Source organism: Polynucleobacter sp. AP-Nino-20-G2 (assembly GCF_018688235.1).
Taxonomy (GTDB): Bacteria; Pseudomonadota; Gammaproteobacteria; order Burkholderiales; family Burkholderiaceae; genus Polynucleobacter.
In genome coordinates this window covers 751,010-771,091 of the sequence record NZ_CP061313.1, presented here as the reverse complement: position 1 = coordinate 771,091, position 20,082 = coordinate 751,010, and the positions used below count along the sequence as shown (strand labels likewise).

Annotated in this window: 20 protein-coding genes and 1 tRNA gene; 6 read left to right on the top strand and 15 right to left on the bottom strand. The window is 47.1% G+C overall.

The features are described 5' to 3' along the window. Positions 1-47: 47 nt before the first annotated feature. The gene (gene rpsO, locus FD960_RS04060) at positions 48-317 is read right to left on the bottom strand and encodes a 30S ribosomal protein S15 (RefSeq protein WP_015420915.1); all 270 of its coding nucleotides are present in this window, start codon (positions 315-317) and stop codon (positions 48-50) included. A gap of 211 nt (positions 318-528) precedes the next feature. Between rpsO and FD960_RS04055 the strand changes: the two genes are divergently transcribed. Then, positions 529-1,131, top strand: coding sequence for a YSC84-related protein (locus tag FD960_RS04055; protein WP_215300135.1), 603 nt, complete (start codon positions 529-531; stop codon positions 1,129-1,131). A gap of 31 nt (positions 1,132-1,162) precedes the next feature. Here the strand turns inward: FD960_RS04055 and FD960_RS04050 are convergent, their stop codons facing one another. The 6 genes from FD960_RS04050 to FD960_RS04025 all read right to left on the bottom strand — a co-directional run bounded on the left by FD960_RS04050 (position 1,163) and on the right by FD960_RS04025 (position 7,894). After that, a complete protein-coding gene (locus FD960_RS04050) occupies positions 1,163-2,710 on the bottom strand; it encodes a 2-isopropylmalate synthase (protein ID WP_215300133.1) in 1,548 nt (515 codons plus the stop codon). Between the two features lie 246 nt (positions 2,711-2,956). Then, positions 2,957-3,820, bottom strand: a complete 864-nt coding sequence (pssA, locus tag FD960_RS04045) for a CDP-diacylglycerol--serine O-phosphatidyltransferase (protein ID WP_215300131.1) — start codon at positions 3,818-3,820, stop codon at positions 2,957-2,959. Positions 3,821-3,847: 27 nt separating this feature from the next. Then, on the bottom strand, positions 3,848-4,495 hold the full coding sequence (locus tag FD960_RS04040; RefSeq protein ID WP_215300129.1) for a phosphatidylserine decarboxylase: 648 nt from the start codon (positions 4,493-4,495) through the stop codon (positions 3,848-3,850). A gap of 52 nt (positions 4,496-4,547) precedes the next feature. Continuing rightward, positions 4,548-5,564 carry a ketol-acid reductoisomerase gene (gene ilvC / locus FD960_RS04035; protein ID WP_215300127.1) on the bottom strand — a complete coding sequence of 339 codons (1,017 nt, stop codon included), beginning with the start codon at positions 5,562-5,564 and terminating at the stop codon, positions 4,548-4,550. A gap of 51 nt (positions 5,565-5,615) precedes the next feature. Next, positions 5,616-6,107, bottom strand: coding sequence for an acetolactate synthase small subunit (ilvN, locus tag FD960_RS04030; RefSeq protein ID WP_011902903.1), 492 nt, complete (start codon positions 6,105-6,107; stop codon positions 5,616-5,618). After that, a complete protein-coding gene (locus tag FD960_RS04025) occupies positions 6,107-7,894 on the bottom strand; it encodes an acetolactate synthase 3 catalytic subunit (protein ID WP_215300125.1) in 1,788 nt (595 codons plus the stop codon). The genes ilvN and FD960_RS04025 overlap by 1 nt, the downstream gene beginning before the upstream one ends. Positions 7,895-8,087: 193 nt before the next feature. Between FD960_RS04025 and FD960_RS04020 the strand changes: the two genes are divergently transcribed. The 4 genes from FD960_RS04020 to FD960_RS04005 are packed head-to-tail and all read left to right on the top strand — an operon-like array spanning position 8,088 to position 10,289. Continuing rightward, positions 8,088-8,657, top strand: coding sequence for an RNA polymerase sigma factor (locus tag FD960_RS04020; RefSeq protein ID WP_215300123.1), 570 nt, complete (start codon positions 8,088-8,090; stop codon positions 8,655-8,657). Then, positions 8,654-9,121 carry a DUF3619 family protein gene (locus FD960_RS04015; RefSeq protein WP_215300121.1) on the top strand — a complete coding sequence of 156 codons (468 nt, stop codon included), beginning with the start codon at positions 8,654-8,656 and terminating at the stop codon, positions 9,119-9,121. The genes FD960_RS04020 and FD960_RS04015 overlap by 4 nt, the downstream gene beginning before the upstream one ends. 16 nt (positions 9,122-9,137) lie before the next feature. Next, positions 9,138-9,746 (top strand): DUF3106 domain-containing protein, encoded by a 609-nt coding sequence (locus FD960_RS04010; RefSeq protein ID WP_215300120.1) that lies wholly within the window; start codon positions 9,138-9,140, stop codon positions 9,744-9,746. A gap of 6 nt (positions 9,747-9,752) precedes the next feature. Further along, entirely contained in the window at positions 9,753-10,289 is a 537-nt protein-coding gene (locus tag FD960_RS04005; RefSeq protein ID WP_215300118.1) for an RDD family protein, read from the top strand. Between the two features lie 22 nt (positions 10,290-10,311). Here the strand turns inward: FD960_RS04005 and FD960_RS04000 are convergent, their stop codons facing one another. The 8 genes from FD960_RS04000 to FD960_RS03965 form a co-directional block, all read right to left on the bottom strand. Then, entirely contained in the window at positions 10,312-12,789 is a 2,478-nt protein-coding gene (locus tag FD960_RS04000; RefSeq protein WP_215300116.1) for an ABC transporter permease, read from the bottom strand. A 5-nt stretch (positions 12,790-12,794) separates the two neighbouring features. Beyond that, positions 12,795-13,580, bottom strand: a complete 786-nt coding sequence (locus FD960_RS03995) for an SDR family oxidoreductase (RefSeq protein WP_215300115.1) — start codon at positions 13,578-13,580, stop codon at positions 12,795-12,797. A gap of 40 nt (positions 13,581-13,620) precedes the next feature. Continuing rightward, the gene (locus FD960_RS03990; protein ID WP_251369844.1) at positions 13,621-14,277 is read right to left on the bottom strand and encodes a membrane integrity-associated transporter subunit PqiC; all 657 of its coding nucleotides are present in this window, start codon (positions 14,275-14,277) and stop codon (positions 13,621-13,623) included. Next, entirely contained in the window at positions 14,274-15,188 is a 915-nt protein-coding gene (locus tag FD960_RS03985) for an MlaD family protein (protein WP_215300112.1), read from the bottom strand. Before FD960_RS03985 ends, FD960_RS03990 begins: the two co-directional genes overlap by 4 nt. Next, on the bottom strand, positions 15,185-15,958 hold the full coding sequence (locus FD960_RS03980) for an ABC transporter ATP-binding protein (RefSeq protein WP_215300110.1): 774 nt from the start codon (positions 15,956-15,958) through the stop codon (positions 15,185-15,187). The genes FD960_RS03985 and FD960_RS03980 overlap by 4 nt, the downstream gene beginning before the upstream one ends. Then, on the bottom strand, positions 15,958-17,130 hold the full coding sequence (locus FD960_RS03975; RefSeq protein WP_215300097.1) for an ABC transporter permease: 1,173 nt from the start codon (positions 17,128-17,130) through the stop codon (positions 15,958-15,960). Before FD960_RS03975 ends, FD960_RS03980 begins: the two co-directional genes overlap by 1 nt. Before the next feature lie 586 nt (positions 17,131-17,716). Next, positions 17,717-18,994, bottom strand: coding sequence for an HD-GYP domain-containing protein (locus tag FD960_RS10475; protein WP_251369843.1), 1,278 nt, complete (start codon positions 18,992-18,994; stop codon positions 17,717-17,719). Between the two features lie 492 nt (positions 18,995-19,486). Further along, positions 19,487-19,563 (bottom strand) — tRNA-Arg (locus FD960_RS03965). Between the two features lie 18 nt (positions 19,564-19,581). On the opposite strand from FD960_RS03965, the gene greB reads away from it, so the two are divergent. Next, positions 19,582-20,082 carry a transcription elongation factor GreB gene (gene greB, locus FD960_RS03960; RefSeq protein WP_215300096.1) on the top strand — a complete coding sequence of 167 codons (501 nt, stop codon included), beginning with the start codon at positions 19,582-19,584 and terminating at the stop codon, positions 20,080-20,082.

Genomic DNA, 20,082 nt, shown 5'->3' with positions numbered 1-20,082 from the left:
GTTAAGAAACAACCCTAAGAAAGATGGCATTGCATACCGATAAAGAATTACTTACGGAGACCTAATTTCTCGATCAATGCGCGATAGCGACCCAAATCCTTGCCCTTGAGGTAATCCAAGAGGCGGCGGCGGCGTGAAACCATCTTCAACAAACCACGACGGCTGTGATGATCTTTAGCGTTAGCTTTGAAATGGGGGGTTAATTCATTGATGCGGGCTGTTAGCAATGAAACTTGAACTTCAGGGCTACCCGTATCGTTTGCGCTGCGCGCGTTTTCTTTGACGATTTCCGCCGTTTTAATATCAGCAACTGCCATTTTCATACTCCTTACTTGCGAACACCTGAGCTTTCACCCAATCTGTGTCGTGCACTTATTAATCAAATAAAAACAAAAAAGCTTTAAAAATCAAAGCCCTCGAATTGTAGCAGAGACAGGTCAAAAATTGGGTTGCCCAGCCCAGAACTTGCTATTCTCTAGGGAGCCACTCAGTATCCAGAATAAAATTATTTAATAAAATCAATAAGTTATGAAAATTCATCACATTGCCCCCACCCTATTTGCCCTCGTTTTAGGCGTTTTTAGCCTACAAAGTACTGCTTTTGCTCAATTTTCGAACCCTTTTGGCCCACAAAAGACGCTTACTCAGCAACGCCAGGACATCCTCAAGAAGAATGATGAAATCCTCAAGCAACTGTATGTTGTCCAGCCCAAAGCCAAGGATCTCATTGAAAAGTCTGTTGGCTATGCCACTTTTAGTAACTTTGGGATGAAGATTTTGATTGCTGGCGGAGGCACGGGTAGCGGCGTTGTCATTCAAAAGGATGGTACTAAGCCCGTTTATATGAATATGGCAGAAGTCCAGGCTGGACTCGGTATGGGCATCAAGTCCTTCCAAAACATCTTCGTATTTCAGACAAAAGCTGCTTTAAATGACTTCGTAAACTCCGGGTGGACCTTTGGCGGCCAGGTCACTGCAGCAGCCAAGTATGAAAATAATGGGGATGCTTACCAAGACGCAGTGGCAGTTGCCCCTGGCGTATTAATGTATCAACTGACAGACTCAGGCCTTGCAGCAGAAATCACCGGCAAGGGCACCAAGTACTACAAAAATACCGACCTCAATAAGTAATGGGGTCACCTCAGATGACCCCAAGCAAACCTCAGGGAGTCATCTGCGCATTGAGCTTAACTTGGCTAGGGTCATGCAATTTATTCAATGCGGATAGATACGCTTTAGCTGAAGCGGCAATGATGTCTGGGTCTGTTCCCACCCCATTCACAATGCGTCCACCCTTAGACAATCGCACTGTCACCTCACCCTGAGACTGCGTGCCTGAGGTAATCGCATTTACGGAGTAAAGCAACTGCTCCGCCCCACTCTTCACGATTTCCTCAATCGCATTCAAGCTTGCATCAACCGGTCCATTACCCTCGGCCTCGGCACTTGCCTCTTTATCGCCTACGCGGAAAGTGACTTTAGATTTTGGACGCTCACCCGTTTCAGAGTGCTGACTTAAGGAGATAAATTTATAAAACTCACCGGCTTCAGCGGCCGCTGAATCAGACATGATGGCAATAATGTCTTCATCAAAAATTTCTGCCTTTTGATCAGCCAATGCCTTAAATCGCACAAAGGCTTCATTCAAATCCGCTTCAGCTTCGATGGCGATACCCAATTCCTGCAAGCGTTGCTTGAACGCATTGCGGCCAGATAACTTGCCCAATACGATCTTGTTAGCTGACCAGCCCACATCTTCTGCGCGCATGATTTCATAGGTATCGCGATTCTTCAAGATACCATCTTGATGAATGCCAGAGGTATGCGCAAAAGCATTTGCACCTACTACCGCTTTGTTTGGCTGAACAACAAAACCGGTAATTTGTGACACCAATTTAGAGGCTGGAACGATCTGGGTAGCATCGATGCCGCACACCATATCAAAGTAATCTTTGCGAGTACGCAAAGCCATCACAATCTCTTCCAGGGCGGTATTACCAGCGCGCTCACCCAAGCCATTAATAGTGCATTCGATTTGACGAGCGCCACCAATCTTTACGCCAGCCAATGAGTTGGCTACAGCCATGCCCAAGTCATTGTGACAATGGACTGACCAAACCGCCTTATCGGAATTTGGCACACGCGTCCGCAAAGTTTTAATGAACTCACCATACAATTCTGGTGTGGCATAGCCAACCGTATCAGGGATATTGATCGTTGAGGCACCTTCATTAATCACCGCCTCTACCACCCTGCACAAGAAATCCATTTCAGAGCGGTAGCCATCCTCCGCAGAGAACTCAATATCTTCAGCCAAGTTTCTGGCAAAACGAATGGAGCGCTTCGCTTGCTCTAAAACCTCTTCAGGAGACATGCGCAACTTCACTGCCATATGCAATGGGCTAGTTGCCAAAAACGCATGAATCCGTTTTGCATTCGCAGCCTTCAAAGCATCAGCAGCGCGAGTAATGTCTTTATCGTTAGCGCGAGCGAGCGAGCAAACGATAGAGTCTTTCACTGCCGCAGCCACAGCAGAAATCGCCTGAAAGTCTCCCTCAGAGCTAGCAGCAAATCCAGCCTCGATCACATCAACCTTGAGACGCTCTAACTGACGAGCAATACGAACCTTCTCGTCCTTAGTCATAGAAGCGCCAGGCGATTGCTCGCCATCACGCAAGGTGGTGTCAAAAATGATTACTTTGTCGCTCATCACTACTCTCCGATTCAATATTGCTTAATTATGTTTGCTACTTATCTATATTTACTAATGACCCATCTCTAAAAACAAAAACCCCAGCAATGTGCTGGGGCTGGTATGGACGGCTAATGAACTACTGTAATCTCATTAACTCAGGCCTTACCTGCCCCAAGCTTTAGGCTTAGTGCGAGTAGAAGAAGGCTGGATAAAAGTGAGAAATTCATCAACATGGATTAAATATAACCTAAAAATACCGTTTTAGCTAAAACGGCGCCCGCTCAGACGCTCCCAAGCCCAGATCACATACCCTGAAATTGAGTAAATGACGAATAAACCAAATAATGTTAAGGGTGGATTAGAGGAAATCAATACAAAGGTCAAAATCATCAAGACCATGACACCAAAAGGTACGCGGTAACGAACATCCAAAGCCTTACCGCTATAAAAACGAGCATTAGAGACCATGGTTAATCCTGCATATACCGCCAGAAAGAAGGTAATCCAAGGAATAGCGCTATCGCGCACTGGAATCTTATTGTCGTCAGCTAGCCAAATAAAACCAGCCATCAAGGACCCAGCTGCCGGGCTTGGTAAACCCTGGAAGAACTTCTTATCCACAACGCCAGTATTTACATTAAAGCGCGCCAAACGCAAAGCAGCTCCAGCGCAATAGGTAAATGCAGCCAGCCAGCCCCACTTACCCAAATCCTTCAAAGCCCACTCGTAGGCAACTAAAGCCGGAGCAACGCCAAAGGACACCATATCAGCCAAGGAGTCATACTGCTCACCAAAGGCGCTTTGTGTATTAGTCATCCGTGCAACGCGACCATCCATTCCATCTAATACCAAGGATGCGAAGATGGCGATAGCAGCCATCTCAAATTGGTGGTTCATCGCATTCACGATGGCGAAAAAGCCACAGAATAAAGCTGCGGTAGTAAACGCATTTGGCAGAAGATAAATGCCCTTGCTGCGTTGACGCGGCTTGTCAGCATGCAACTCTTCAACTTCAAAATCGATGCCGTCACCCAAATCTTCCGCCCACTGATCTTGAGGACGCTCAGTGCGCTTATGAGCCAGACGACTGCGATCTATACGGCCACGACGGCGAAATGTAGTCAAAAAATATCCCAGTAAAAGAGACCTAGATTAATCTAAGCCGGGTACACGAGCTAATGCGGTATTGGTAGCAAATACTTTATCGCCAACACTCACCAAAGGCTCCGCAGTTAAAGGCAAATATACATCTACGCGCGAACCAAATCGAATAAAGCCATAGCGCTCGCCTGCCTTCAGCCTATCACCTACATGGATATAGCAAAGAATACGACGGGCAATCAAACCGGCTACTTGAACCAGGGTCACGATCTGACCGTTTGCATCAATCACAACGGCATTACGCTCGTTCTCTGTGGATGCTTTATCCAAATCGGCATTGACGAACTTGCCAGGAAAATACTGAATCTCTTTAACCAAGCCATTTACTGCACTTCGGTTGGAATGAACATTAAATACGTTCATAAAAACACTAATCTTTAAAGCTTCACGACCCGCATACGGATCATGCGCCTTTTCCACAACGACGATACGTCCATCCGCTGGAGATAGCACTAAATCACGACCAAGCGCGGCAATGCGCTGGGGATCGCGAAAGAACTGCAGAACAAAGATAAAGATGATCCACAAAGGCCATGACCATGCAATGCCGCCAAGATAGTGGATTAGCAAAGTCACAGACCCCACTAGCGCCAAATACGGCCAACCTTCTTTCGCAATAATGGGGTGTGGATACATCATCTTTGTTCTGAGCCTTTTAATGAAAACAACTAGTTTCTAACTGAGTGATTGCTTAGTTCTTGGTTTGGTCAACCAACTTGTTCTTCGCAATCCAAGGCATCATGGCGCGCAACTTAGCACCAACCACCTCAATGTCATGCTCAGCATTCAAGCGACGACGTGAAATCAAAGTAGGCGCACCTGCTTTGTTTTCCAAGATGAAGCTCTTAGCGTACTCACCAGTCTGAATATCTTTCAAGCACTGACGCATTGCGTTTTTAGTATCTTCAGTCACAACACGTGGACCAGTCACATACTCACCGTACTCCGCGTTATTAGAGATTGAGTAGTTCATGTTCGCGATGCCGCCTTCGTAGATCAAGTCAACGATCAGCTTGAGCTCATGCAAGCACTCGAAGTAAGCCATCTCAGGAGCGTAACCAGCTTCAACCAGAGTTTCAAAGCCAGCTTTGATCAATTCCACTGCGCCACCGCAAAGCACAGCCTGCTCACCGAACAAGTCAGTTTCAGTTTCTTCGCGGAAGTTTGTTTCGATAATCCCAGCGCGACCGCCACCGTTAGCTGTTGCATATGACAAAGCAACATCACGTGCAGCGCCAGATTTATCTTGATACACAGCGATCAAATGCGGAACACCGCCACCTTGAGCGTATGTACCACGAACAGTGTGGCCAGGCGCTTTAGGAGCAATCATGATCACATCCAAATCAGCGCGTGGCTGAACTTGACCGTAGTGAACGTTAAAGCCATGAGCGAAAGCAAGCGCAGCGCCCTGCTTGATGTTGCCATGCACTTCTTTGTTGTATACATCAGCGATTTGCTCATCAGGCAAGAGCATCATGACGACGTCAGCATCTTTAACTGCTTCAGCAACTTCTTTCACTGTCAAACCAGCATTTGCCGCTTTGCTCCAAGAAGCACCATCTTTACGCAAACCAACAGTAACGTTAACGCCAGAATCCTTGAGGTTCAATGCGTGCGCGTGGCCTTGTGAACCGTAACCAATGATGGTTACTTTTTTGCCTTTAATAAGGGACAAATCCGCGTCTTTATCGTAAAAAACTTTCATGCTCTTTCCTTGTGTTGAGAATGTAATTAATGCAGTAATCAGTTAAAAAAATTAAACCTTCAAAATACGCTCGCCGCGCCCGATACCAGAACCACCCGAGCGGACGGTTTCTAAAATCGATGCACGATCAATCGAATCAATAAAGGCGTCTAATTTGGCACCATCACCAGTTAATTCAATGGTGTAACTCTTATCGGTCACATCGATGATGCGGCCACGGAAGATATCCGTTGTTCTTTTTAGCTCTTCACGCTCTTTCCCTACCGCGCGCACCTTAATCATCATGAGCTCACGCTCAATATGAGGACCTTCGCTCAAATCGAAAACTTTCACTACTTCAACCAAGCGATTTAAGTGCTTTGTGATTTGCTCAATCACATCATCGGAACCAAAGGTAACGATCGTCATGCGAGAGAGAGATGGATCTTCAGTAGGAGCAACGCTTAAGGTATCAATGTTGTAACCGCGAGCGGAAAATAAACCTACCACTCGTGACAATGCACCTGGCTCGTTCTCTATCAGTACAGAAATAATATGTCGCATTAGAGGTCCTCGCTACCCAAAAGCATTTCAGTAATACCCTTACCTGCTTGAACCATTGGCCAAACGTTTTCCTCTGGGTCTGTCTGGAAATCCATAAACACGGTACGATCCTTCAAGCGAATTGCCTCTTTAAGAGCGCCCTCAACATCAGACTTCTTCTCAATGCGCATGCCAACGTGACCATACGCCTCAGCCAACTTCACGAAGTCTGGCAATGAGTCCATGTATGAGCTGGAATAACGCTTGTTATAAGTGAGCTCTTGCCATTGACGAACCATACCGAGGTAGCGGTTATTCAATGAAACAATCTTCACTGGAGTGTCGTACTGCTTGCAAGTAGACAACTCCTGAATACACATCTGAATAGAGCCTTCACCAGTGATAGTGAACACATCTTTTTCAGGGAATGCTTTCTTGATACCCATGGCATAAGGCAAGCCTACGCCCATGGTTCCCAAGCCACCAGAGTTAATCCAGCGACGTGGTTTATCAAACTTGTAGAACTGTGCTGCCCACATTTGATGCTGACCTACGTCAGAGCAAATAAACGCATCACCGCCAGTGAGCTCCCATAACTTTTGAACTACATACTGTGGCTTGACGATCTGAGATGCTTCGTCGTATTTCAAGCAATCTTTCTTGCGCCACTCGTTAATCTGCTCCCACCATGCCGCTAACTTAGCATCATTCTTAGGTGGGCCAGCTGCTTTGAGCTGAGCAGTCATCTCTTGCAAAACTTCTTTGAGATTGCCAACAATAGGAACATCCACTTTCACCCGTTTAGAAATAACGGATGGGTCGATATCGATATGAATGATCTTGCGCGGGTGACTTGCAAAGTGTGCAGTATTACCAATCACGCGGTCATCAAAACGCGCACCAATCGCAATCAACACATCACTGTGTTGCATCGCCATATTGGCCTCATAGGTGCCGTGCATACCCAACATACCCAAGAACTGAGGGCTAGTGCCTGGGAAGCCACCTAAGCCCATCAAGGTATTGGTTACTGGATAGCCCAATAAATCCGCAAACTCTTTTAACTCAGGCGCAGCATCGGCCAGAATCACACCGCCACCGGTATAAATGTATGGGCGCTCCGCTTCTTGCAATAAAGAAACCGCTTTACGAATTTGTCCGCTATGCCCTTTAACAACCGGGTTATAGGAGCGCATCTCCAAAGTCTCTGGATATACAAAGGGCGCTTTTGCTGCTGAGACATCCTTCGGGATATCAATCAACACTGGACCCGGACGACCTGTCTGCGCAATGTGGAAGGCCTTCTTGATTACCAAAGGCAGATCCCTCACATCCTTTACCAAGAAGTTGTGCTTTACCACTGGGCGAGTAATACCAACAGTATCCGCCTCTTGGAAAGCATCCTCACCAATCGCATAAGTTGGAACGTTACCGCTGATGATCACCATAGGGATCGAGTCGGTATATGCAGTAGCAATTCCGGTAACGGCATTGGTTACACCAGGGCCAGAGGTAACTAGGGCTACGCCAACCTTGCCGGTGGCGCGCGCATAACCATCGGCCGCATGAACTGCTGCTTGCTCATGGCGAACCAGAATATGTTCAAACTTGTCCTGCTTAAAAATTTCATCGTAGATAAAGAGAACTGACCCGCCTGGATAACCCCAAACGAACTCAACCCCTTCGTTGTGCAATCCATTCACCAGCATCTCGGCACCAATCATCTCTGGCGCGGCTGCTACGGAATTTGGATTTGCTATGTCTTTATTAGCTTTGGTGGCTAAAAATTCGGCGCTGCTTGTATTCATTTTCTTTCGTCCTTTGCAATTTTCGGCAAAAAATTGTTTGGTCTGTTCTGTCTCCTGCTTGTGGCCTGAGTTCGAACGGCGCTGCTACCGGAAAAAACCACTTCTTGAATGAGATTCTAGGTAGTAAGCCCTATATTCTATAGCAATCCCCTAAAATGGACGAATTCCATCTGATTCAGGTCTAATCCACTGAATGGCTTCATCCCAAGAACTTTCTGACTTTTTGAGCAGCGTCGAGCAGCGTGCCTTTAAGCAAGCGGTCTACGCTGTACGAGATGATGATGCCGCCCTAGACATTGTTCAGGATGCCATGATTAAGCTGGCGGAGAAGTATGGGGATCGCCCTGCCGCAGAATTACCTTTGGTTTTTACTCGAATCCTTCAAAACCGCATTCATGACTGGTTTAGACGGCAAAAAGTTCGAAATACCTGGGTCACTCTTTTCTCCAACATGGGGAAGAAGTCCGATGAAAGTGATGATTTTGACCCTCTGGAGGCACTTTCTGCCCCGGATGACAGTGAAGCCCACCAAGATGGGGAGCAAAAGCTAGAGCGGAGTCAGCTTTTACAGGCCCTAGAGTCAGAAATATCAAAATTGCCTGTCCGTCAACGAGAAGCCTTCCTGATGCGTTATTGGGATGAGCTGAGCATTACTGAAACGGCCCTTGCCATGAGTTGTAGCGAGGGTAGCGTCAAAACCCACTGCTCAAGAGCCACTCAGGCTCTAGCTAAAGCATTGAAATTAAAAGGAATTACGCTGTGAATCGCACCAAAGAAGATCTTTTAAACCCTACAGAAGTCGACCAATTCGGTCTGGCTGCTGCCACCCTGCTCCGCCATGGATCCCAATCCCTGCCAGCAGGCATCAAAGATCGTCTATATGCGGCGCGTTTGAAGGCGCTTTCAGTTAAAAAGCCTGAAAAAGTACGCATTCAGCAGCATGTATTCGCCAATTCCACTGGAAACTGGTCTTCTGGATCACGTTCATTTTGGGACAGCATCAGTTGGATTGCGCCATTAGCGGTTCTTGTTTTTGGCTTAATTGGCATCGCTCAATGGCAAGAAGACTCTCGTATCAACGATATTGCCGAAGTGGATGCAGCGCTTCTAACAGACGATGTTCCGCCTGATGCTTACGCTGACAGCGGTTTTATGGGCTTCCTTAAAAATGGCCCTCTAGCCGACTCCGAACAAGATGGCATCACGTCCAGTAAATCACCAAACTAATTCCAAGCCTTAGTGCATGCCAAAAAACTATAGATCGTTACCCACAAAACTCCTCATTAGTGCAACGCTAATGATGTCGGTGGGCGCATTTGCTCAGGCACCGGCAGGCGGCCATAGCAAAGCAACCGGCATTCCCGAGAAAAAGCTGGACGGCACATGGGAAGGTTTAAAGCCAGAGCAACAACGCATCCTAGCCCCGCTTGAAAGCGACTGGGATTACATGCTTCCAGAAAGTCGCAAGAAATGGATTCAGGTTGCCAACCTCTATCCAAAAATGAGTGCGGCAGATCAACAACGTCTTCAGTCACGCATGACGAGTTGGTCAAACCTTTCTCAAAAAGATCGCCGTATTGCTCGTGAAAATTACTTAACTAGTTTGAACTTCCCTGCTGAGAAAAAAGCAGAAGCCTGGAGCGCTTATCAAAAATTAAGTGATGAGCAAAAAAAGAAATTGGCTCAAGCTGAAGTGAACAAGAAAAAACCGACGGCTGCTAATGCACCTACACTGCAACAGCATCCAATCACTCAGAAATCAAATTTGGCACCCACCCTGCCAGCACCTAGCGCACCTGCGCAAGATGCTCCACCTCCTAGCGCTAACGAAGCTAGTTCGAGCAATCCATAACCCTCAATGACGCCTGCTGAATTAAACGCATTACCGGCACCGCAATTTTGGCGACGTGTATCGTGTGCGCTCTACGAACAACTAGTGCTACTGGGTGTAATTGCCTTCACCTTCTTAGTTCCTAACTTGGGTCTGGGTATTTTGTTTGGTGTCTCACTACCTAGCTGGCTCACTTTTCTCTATCTCTATACCGTCTTAGGCATTTATTTTGTTTGGTATTGGACCAAATCCGGTCAAACACTGGCGATGCAAACTTGGCGTGTGCGCATGATCGGCCCCGGAGGCTATCACTTAACGCGTCGCCAAGCAGTTTGGCGCTATGTATTCGGATCTCTATGGCTAGTGCCCTGCGTGTTTCTGCAATGGCTTCTTGAATTACAGAGATGGCAAATCATTGAAATGCTTTTTACAGTTACATTATTTCTTTGGCCACTAACCATCTATTTAGACCGAGTAAATCCCCTGCTGCGTCAAAGCTTGCCAGATCGATTTGGCGGCACTCGCCTAGTTGAGCTACCAAAAAACCTGGTTACGCTGTCGTAAGACTAAAAGAGGCCTGTGAGCGTCAGATCTCGCGCAGGCACTCCATCGCAGTCGCTGTTTGGATTCTTCTCTGAAATCGATAACCTGCCAAGAGACAGGCGCCCACTCCAAAAATAATGCCCATTACTAGAGATTGCGCAAACGCATGAAACTCAATCTCGAGCACAAAACGGCCTAAGGCCCAAGCAGCTATACCGGCGGCAAGTCCAGCGAGGGTGCCCGCTAATATTCCAATAATTAAAAGCTCGGTCATGGCAATCTTCCCAAGAAGATTGCGAGACGCACCCACTGCCTTCAATAAGGCCGCACTTCTAAAGCGCTCATCCTGGGTAGCCGCAATTGCCGCAAGCAATACCAACACCGCGGCAGCAATCGTAAATGCGAATAACAATCCTAATACTGAAGACAGGCGATCCAATACATCCTGTATTTGACGCAGAGATGTCGCCACATCCACGATGGTCAGATTGGGATAAGCTTGCGTCAACTGAAAATCTATACCGTCAATAGCAGGACTTTGATAGTAAGACGTGATCCAAGATTGGGGCATGCCACTCAGCTGGGCTGGAGACATAATGACAAAGAAATTGACCTTCATGGAGCCCCAATCCAACTTGCGCAATGAAGTTACGGGCGCAGTAACTTTCTCACCGGCAAGCTCGAAGCCCATTTGATCTCCCAGCTTGATATGCAAGGTCTTGGCAATTCCAGCTTCTAAAGAAATTTGAGGGGCGTCACCCTCAATCCACTTTCCAGCGGTAATGCGATTGCCATCAGGTAGTTGATCGGTGTATGAAAGATTAAATTCACGATCTACTAAGCGCCGAGCGTTTTCTTCTGAATAATCACTGGAATGAATTTCCTTACCATTCACTTCAATGAGTCGCGCTCGAACCATAGGATAAAAATGAGGCTGACTCAAACCTGCACTTTCTAAAACTTGAGCAATCCCTGGCTTTTGATCTTCTTGAATATTAATCATGAATCGATTGGGAGCATCGACTGGAATATTGCCGCGCCAAGTCGCCAATAGATCTTGGCGTAGAAGCAAAATCATGAGTAAAGCCATTAAAGCGATACCCAAGGCAGTAATTTGCATGACCGCAAAACCAGCGCGCCGGGCTTGGGTGCCTAAGGCAAATCTCAGAGCAAAACTATTTGAACCCCAACGAGACAGCACAAACTGTAATGCGCGCAGAGCCAACCAAGCGATGAGTGCAAATAGCGCGACGGCTAGACTAAAACTCAGTCCGACCCAAAAGGCAAGCTTCCAATCTTGTGCGGCAACCGCAATCAAGGTGAGGCAAGTCAGCAAGCCTAATAACGCCACCCAAATCGACCGGATACTAACAACCCCAAGCTCTTTTCGAACAAGGCGTATCGGGGCAATCGTTACCAAACTGAATAATGGAGGCCCAGCAAATCCGATCAGTAAAAATAGGGAAAATAAAATACTCCACGCAAGAGGCCAGAGAGAAATGGATGGAAGATTGGCCAAAACAAAATTGCCCAATAGAGCTATTAGCACTTCTTGAACTGCAAAACCGATAGTTGCGCCAATCACTGACGCTAGCAGCGTTAAGCCCATCAGAATTTTGAGCTGCCCCAGAAGAATGGTGTTTTGAGTTGCACCAAGACATTTCATGACAGCGCAAACATCAGCTTGCTTGAGTACATAACGACGAGCCGATAAGGCAATAGCAACTGCGGCGACCATGGCCGTGAGTAAAGCGACTAAAGATAAAAAGCGCTCAGCCCTTTCTAAAGTTTTACGCATCATCGGCTGCGCATTCTCCAGCGTCTCAATCCGAACGCCACGAATCCCTTCTCTTGCAATCCATTGGGACGCCCATGCGTCATAGGCGGCAATCGCAGTATCGGGGCCAGCCACGAGCAGACGATAAGTCACTCGGCTGCCCAGACCGATCAGCCCAGTTGAAGGCAGATCTTCTAAAGACATCATGACGCGTGGCGCAAAATTCATGAAGCCCGCGCCACGATCTAATTCGCGCTCGAGAATACCCGCAATGGCAAATGATCGATCGCCTAAAGCCATCCGATCTCCCACCTTAGCATTGAGACTTGCCAGCATCGCTGGATCAACCCAAACGGAGCCTGTAGGCGGAACGGTGTCGGACGATGTGGCAGCAAGCTCAAGTCGGCCGCGCAGAGGATAAGTGGGGCTCACCGCCTTTAGAGAAGCAAGTTTGCTCTGAGAGCCCACAGTGGCCATGCTCGAGAACACAATGGTCTGAGCAATCTGAAGCTGACGCCCCTTAGCTTCTTGAATAAACCGCTCAGGAATTGGCTGATCACCAACCAAGAGTAAATCCGCGGCAAGCAACTGACGCGCATCAAACTGAAATGCGCGCTGCATACGATCAGCTAAAAAGCTAACGCTAGATAGCGCCACCACTGAGAGTGTTAGCGCAACAAAGAGCCACACTAACTCACTAGATCTGAAATCCCGCCTAAGACCCTGTAAAAAACGAATCAGCACTGCGCTTAGATTGCCTGAATCTGACCGCCATCAACGCGTATGACTGATCCAGTAATGAAAGATGCATTTTGACTGGCCAAGAATGTCGCTGTATCGCCATACTCCTGAGGATCTCCATAGCGCCCCATCGGAATTTGTTTCAGGCTAGCTTGAACCACAGAGTCATAGCTCACATTCTCACGCTGGGCACGTGCTTCATCTAGCTGACGCAAACGATCAGTGGCAACTCGTCCCGGCATGATGATATTGACCGTAACCCCATCGGCAGCCACTTCAGCAGACAATGTCTTAGACCAGGCAAGCAAGGCCGCTCGCAAGGTATTGGAAATAGCGAGATTTTTAATTGGGGCAATAGCACCCGATGTCGTGCTGGTGATAATGCGACCCCATTTACGCTGACGCATACCTGGAAGAACACGATCCGTAATACTGATCAGAGACAAAACCATATCGTTGAAACTCTTCTGCCACAGCGCTGGATCTTGGCCTACAGCTAAAGTTGGAGGAGGACCACCAGTATTGTTAATCAAGATGTCCACAGGGCCCAATTCTTTTTCCACCCTGCTAACCAAGCCATCGATGACCGATGCATCAGACAGATCCCAAGACAAAGCTAATGCTGTGCCGCCCGCAGCCTCAATCAGCTCAACAGATTTTTTCAGGCCTTCAGGATTGCGTCCGGTAACTGCGACCTTAACACCCTCTCGCGCCAAAGAAACTGCCATTGCCTGCCCTAATCCACGGCTTGACGCCAACACTAAGGCAACTTTGCCCTTAAGTCCTAAATCCATATCTTCTCCACCTACTTGTATTAATGAAATGCCTAAATAATTATTGTCCCAAAGGTTTGGGTAAATTGCCGGCGTACTGATAAAGCTGCGCCTCATACTCTTTAAGAATTTGCGCCAAAGCCTCTTGCTGACCGGTCACTAAAGCACCTGGAGTGTTGTCCTTCAGGGCAATACGCTTGCTATAGCGGTTAGCCCCAATCACAGGGTTGGTTTTTGCGGCGGTAGTCGCTGTTAAAAAGAACTCGACAGTCACCACAGCCTCAGGGCGAACGCGGTAATCGCCATAAAACTCCTCAACAGATGCCTGCAAGGTGTAATAAGGGAAAAAACTATTGCTTTGCCCTACCGTCATGGCAAAGATTTGCGCATTGTTCATCCACTGACGGGTAGCACTAGCAATCATGTCGTTAGGCAACGCTGAATAGATGTTGTAAAAATCTTTTTCATAGCGCTGGTCACCCAAGCGATACACCAAAGACCTCCCATCAAATGGGGGCGATGTCGATACAGGGCCCATCTTGAGCCAAATATCAGTGCGAGGTTTATGTGCCTGCCCAGTTCGCTCGGGAGCTAGCATCCAACTCGCGGTCTCCAGCGCGGGACGCTTAGGTAGAGAACAGGCAGCTAATGCTGCCACAAACAATGTCAATGAGGCGAACTTTACTAAACGCACAACAGGCATTTGATGAGTCTTCATTTTTGCGCTCCATTCATCGGAGGAGTAATACGAGGCGGAGGTTCACCCCAAATCAAGGTTGAAGGAGATTGACTTGCGATGCGCGTGAACTCATTAAGTTGTTCGCTTGCCTGGCGTAAATTTTCCATGGTCGCCGTCGTATCACCCTGCACGCTACTGACGGTTTGGCGTAAAGACACCATAGTGGCAACCAACTCGCGCATGAGCACCTCCAGCTCACCTTTATCAGTCACCTTGGCAATGCGTGCCAACAATACATTCAGGTCCTTGACGGAGTTAGCCAGACCGGAGTTATCTTTACCGTCACCAGCCATCAAGATGTTCAGGTTTGATAAAAGAGCGTCAAACTTCTTCTGAGTGCCATCAACATCCAAGCTATTTAACGCGCCGATCAACTTCTGAATGCCCGACAGAATTTCATCAGCTTGATTTGGCATTGAGGGAACAACTGGATATTCAGGCTCCCATGAATATGGCAACGGGACATACTGAGTTGCGCTAGGATAAAAATCTAACTCCACATAATTAACACCTGTAATACCCATAGATTTGATGCGCGTACGAAGATTATCTTTTAGATAGGTTTGCAAATTACTCAACTGAAGGTTATCTCCAAAAATTTGCATTCTTACCACTACATATTCGCGTCTATCGGGCATAGGCACATCTCTTTCATAAAGGCCTCCCGAAAGGCTAATTGAGCTAACCTGACCAATTTTTACACCCCGGAAACGCACAGCAGCGCCGGCGTCCAAGCCGGTAATAGACTGCTTGATGTAGGTTTCAATCGTGAAGGACTTTTTAAAGAACTGTCCCGAACCAAAAATCAAAATCACCGTGATGAGAACGCCGATCGCGGCAAGAACAAAAACGCCAAGACGAAAATAATTGGGATTGGAGTTATTGCTCATGCTGCGTCCTTGCTCATAATGCGATTGAAGAATTGATGCACTCTAGGATCTTGACTGGTATCTCGTAATACTTTGGGGTCGCCCTCGGCGATGATGCCCTTAGCATCCTTATCTAACATAATGACCTTATCCGCAATGGAATAAATGCTAGCTAGCTCATGGGACACAATGACAAAGGTAAAACCCAAATTTTTAGAGAGGTCCAAAATGGTGCTGTCCAAATCCGCGGATGTGATGGGATCAAGGCCTGCTGATGGTTCATCTAAAAATAGAATCTTAGGATCTAATGCCATCGCTCGCGCGATTGCCGCACGTTTTTGCATGCCGCCGCTAATCTCACTGGGCATATAGGACTCATAAGGCAGCAGGCCAACCAAATCCAACTTACAGCGGGCCAATAAATTCATCTGCTCTTTAGTGAGCTGGGTGTACTCCTCCATAAATAGCGTCACGTTATCTATCAGATTCATCGAACCGAATAAGGCACCCTGTTGATACATCACCCCAAAGCTCGTCATAATTTTTTGACGCTCAGCCCCTGCAGCCGTAGTGATGTTTTGCCCCTCAATCAAGACATCACCCGATAAGGGCTGGTACAAGCCAAACAGATTTTTAAGGAGGCTAGATTTTCCGCAACCCGAACCACCCAAGATAACAAATATCTCACCATTCTTGACGGAAAAATTGAGATCTTGCAATAACACTTTGGAGCCGTAGCCCACCGTGAGATTTTGAACGTCGATAGCGAGATCGTTGCTAATAGCGCCCATCAGAAACCCGTTCTATAAGATATGTAGGCAAAGATACCGTCCACCAACACAATCATGACAATGCTACTCACGACTGCACGTGTAGCGGAAATACCAACCGCTGCCGCACCTGTACCTGTTTGCATTCCGCGCAAGCAGCCGACGGCGGAAATAACCACGCCAAATAAGGTGGCCTTTAATAAACCAGAGAGAATATCTTCCACATCTACAGCAGACAGCATGCCGTTATAGAAGTTAATAAAAGGAATCCCGTAAATTTGCATCGTCATCATGGAGGCAAAAATACTCACGATGTCTGCGTACAAAGTCAGAATGGGCATTACCAAAATCCCAGCAAGCACTCTTGGCACCACCAGAAACCGAATTGGACTTAAGCCACCCGTTACCAAGGCATCAACCTCGCTATTTACCGTCATTGTTCCAATCTCCGCAGCGAATGCGGCAGATGATCGGCCGGCCAGCAGAATTGCGGTGATCAAGGGGCCCATTTCGCGAACAATCCCTAGTGCGGCTAATGGCCCTACAAAAGAAACCGCGCCAAACTGCTCCATTCCGATGGCGGCCTGAAACGACAAAATAACGCCAATCAAAAATGCCACCAAACCAACAATAGGCAAGGCCGCTATACCAGCCTCTACAGCGGCATTCACAAAATCCCCCCAGCGCACTTGATTGATATGGCGTATGGACCACGCTAGGTCTGCCGAGAGGTGGCCAGCAAAAGTAATGAGACCGTTGGCATCATCTAACAGTGCTTGCGTACCTTTGCCCGTACTGACCACAAAATTGGTTTTTGGCTTAGGGCTTGGTGCGGGGAACAAATTATTGATTGGATCAAATTCTTTTAAGAGCGGCTGATACTTCGGATCTAAACCCTGAATATCAAACTGACCACCTGCTTTTTGCTGCGCCTCTTCAAGATCGATCAAGAAGGCAAATGCGGATCCATCAAGAGAGCTCACCTTGGATGCATCGAAAATGAGGGTTTGAGACTTGCCACCACCCTGCTGCAGCCAAGCGGTTTGCTTCTGACGAACATCGGTCCAAACACCCGCTAAAGAATAGACGTTAACGACGCCACTTAAAGAGACCTGAGCATGTGCCTGGTCAACCTGCGACCAAACCGCTACCGGCGCAAGAGAAGGCAATGAAACGGCATCTGAAGTGCTCATAAGCAAACTATACGGGATCCATATGAAACTGCGGTGAAACGCCTCAAAAAGAAAAAGGGCCCAGTTTTTCAACTAGGCCTTGTATGGGATGGTGCGGCTGGCAGGAATTGAACCCACGACCCCTTGGTTCGTAGGCATCACCACTGAACAGCGATTTACTCAAACAATACAAAGGCTTGCAGCATTATAAGTGCACGATAAAACTTACAAAAAATCGCTGTAACTCTTTGATACTTGGCAAAACTCAAAAAAGTATCGTGCAGTTTGTAGTGTGTTGCATCGACGGGTTGAAATCAAGACCCAAAGCAGACATTCAAAGAAAAATCACCCGAAGGTGGCGTTCCGACTGCTGTGGGGTACTTTTTATCGTACAAACCCCCGAATATCGTGCAAATCGAAATTTGCATGGGCCGGAGAGTCCCGTGTAATGGTGCAGCCGGCAGACATTCAACCACGACCCTTTGGTACGCAGAAAACAACTGACTCGCACCATTACTCAAATAGAACAAAGGCTTACGTCATAATAAGTGCACGATAAAACTCCTAAAAACTCGCCAAAACTGCCTCATAAGGGAAAACGGATCGTCTAACTCAGGCTAATTTTCAAATAGCGAACAATTGCCTCATCCAGACGACTTTCTATAGTCGATTCCGACAGGGTAATTAAATCCTCATACAACGCCTTAGAGATTGACTTAAATATCTCTACAACCTGTGGATCGAAATGGCTACCACTCGCCGCATCAATAAAAGCTAGCGATGTTTCGTAATCAAAAGGCTCTTTGTATGGCCTTTTAGAGGTTAAGGCATCAAACACATCGGCCACGGCAAAAATTCGAGCAGCCAACGGAATTGCTGCCCCCTTTAGCCCTCTTGGATAACCGCTACCGTCCCACCGCTCATGGTGTCCACTGATCACATCATATGCGTCATGTAGCCACCCTTTATCTTCAATAATGTTCTCACCCTGGTTTACATGGGATTTCATGATTTCAAATTCTGCGTCCGTTAATTTTCCGGGCTTTAGCAAAATGTTGTCGGAAATCGCAATCTTCCCAATATCGTGCAACAGCGCCCCTACGATCAAGGACTCCATGCTTTTGGGGGGAAACTTCATGGCCTCCGCAATATTAATTGCTAGTAATGTGACACGATTGTTGTGCGCTCCAGTTTCGCTATCTCGCCTTGCAATAGCCTCGCCCAATGATTTCATGACTAGAACATTTGATTGAAAGAGCTTCTCTGCCTTTCTCTCCCTCTCCTTATTTAGATCTAGCATGATTGGATACAGCGCTAACCCACAGATCAGCACAGCAAGCGTTACAAATAAAACGCTGCCATAAGAGAGATTGCGCATTTGCTCAACTCGCCACTCAGGAGCAATGTAAAGACCCTCGAAATACCCCAAAGGTTTGCTAGTTAAATCGTCGGGAGTCTCAAGATAGGGAACGAACACATTGATGGCAAGTCGCCCATCTTTGAGTTTATTCGTCGTATAAATTGGCTGGGTATATTGCTTAAAATGATCCACCCGAGTGAGTTGAGAAAGCTCATCAACAAAGTCATTATCAACTTCCGCAAGCTTGTGCCAGTCAGCATCATATAACTCGGCTGCATCGAAATTACCAAACTTGATAATGTTATTAAGCTGAGAAATAAGCTGCGAGTTGTCTTTTCTAAGACTCGCTACTGTCTTTGAATTTAGTGCCCATCTTAATGAATTTGAAGTTTCAGCTGCCTGCCTGGCAATTGCCCCCTCAAATGCAATTTGAGTAATCCAATATGTGGCGACACCAAATAATATCGCTAGGCCTAATGCTGACGCCATAATTCTGATTGCTGCTTGCTGTTTAAAAGAGCCCATGCTCTCAATCTAACAGAATTTGATGAATACCCTAAACCATATTTTAGATATTAGACCGATTTAAGCCATTGCTTTAAATGCTGTGAAGTCACAATGTAAATCTAAATAGATGATTTCGAGCTCAAATCGCCTCTGACCTGTCAACTGCCAAAGATCGTCTTCTCCTAGGTCGACATTGACAACGAAAAGCAACAAGACTTAGCCAAAGCCCTTCAACCTTTTTTCCGAGCTTTCGCTACTGCCTATTTGGATAAAGCCTGGATAACAACATCAATATTTGGGGAAAACCAATCACTCAATTGATAAAAATAATGCAATAGATTGCAAAAATCTTACCCTGGGGCCTTTTTCTATATAGGATTTCACCAAAATCTAGGCAAAAAAAACGCCACCCGAAGGTGGCGTTCCGACTGCTTTGGGGCACTTTATATCGTGCAAACCCCCGAATATCGTGCAAATCGAAATTTGCATGGACCGGAGAGTCCCGTGTAATGGTGCGGCTGGCAGGAATTGAACCCACGACCCCTTGGTTCGTAGCCAAGTACTCTATCCAGCTGAGCTACAGCCGCAACAGCCATAATTATGCCATGGAAGAGAAGAACTACATCACACCCGCTGGTCATGAACGTATTAAAAGTGAGCTTTTACAGCTCCTGAACCTTGACCGGCCTGAGGTTGTCAGGGTTGTGCACTGGGCTGCTTCGAACGGGGATCGCTCTGAAAATGGGGACTATATCTATGGAAAAAAGCGACTTCGGGAGATTGATCGCCGAATTCGCTTCCTAAATCAGCGCCTGGAATTTGCCGTAGTGGTCGATAATTTGGCCAGAAAATCGGGGGAAGCTGACGCTGAACAGGTGTTTTTTGGGGCTACCGTCACTTATGCCAATGTCGACGGAGCAAATTCCGGCAAAGAAACCACCATTACCATCGTAGGAGTCGATGAAGTCGACCTAGATAGGGGTTATGTCAGCTGGGTATCCCCTATCGCCAAGGCCCTCATTAAGGCTCGATTGGGTGATTGCGTCAAGATTCAAACGCCTACCGGCCCCACTGAAATAGAAATTCTAGACGTTCAATATCTGTAA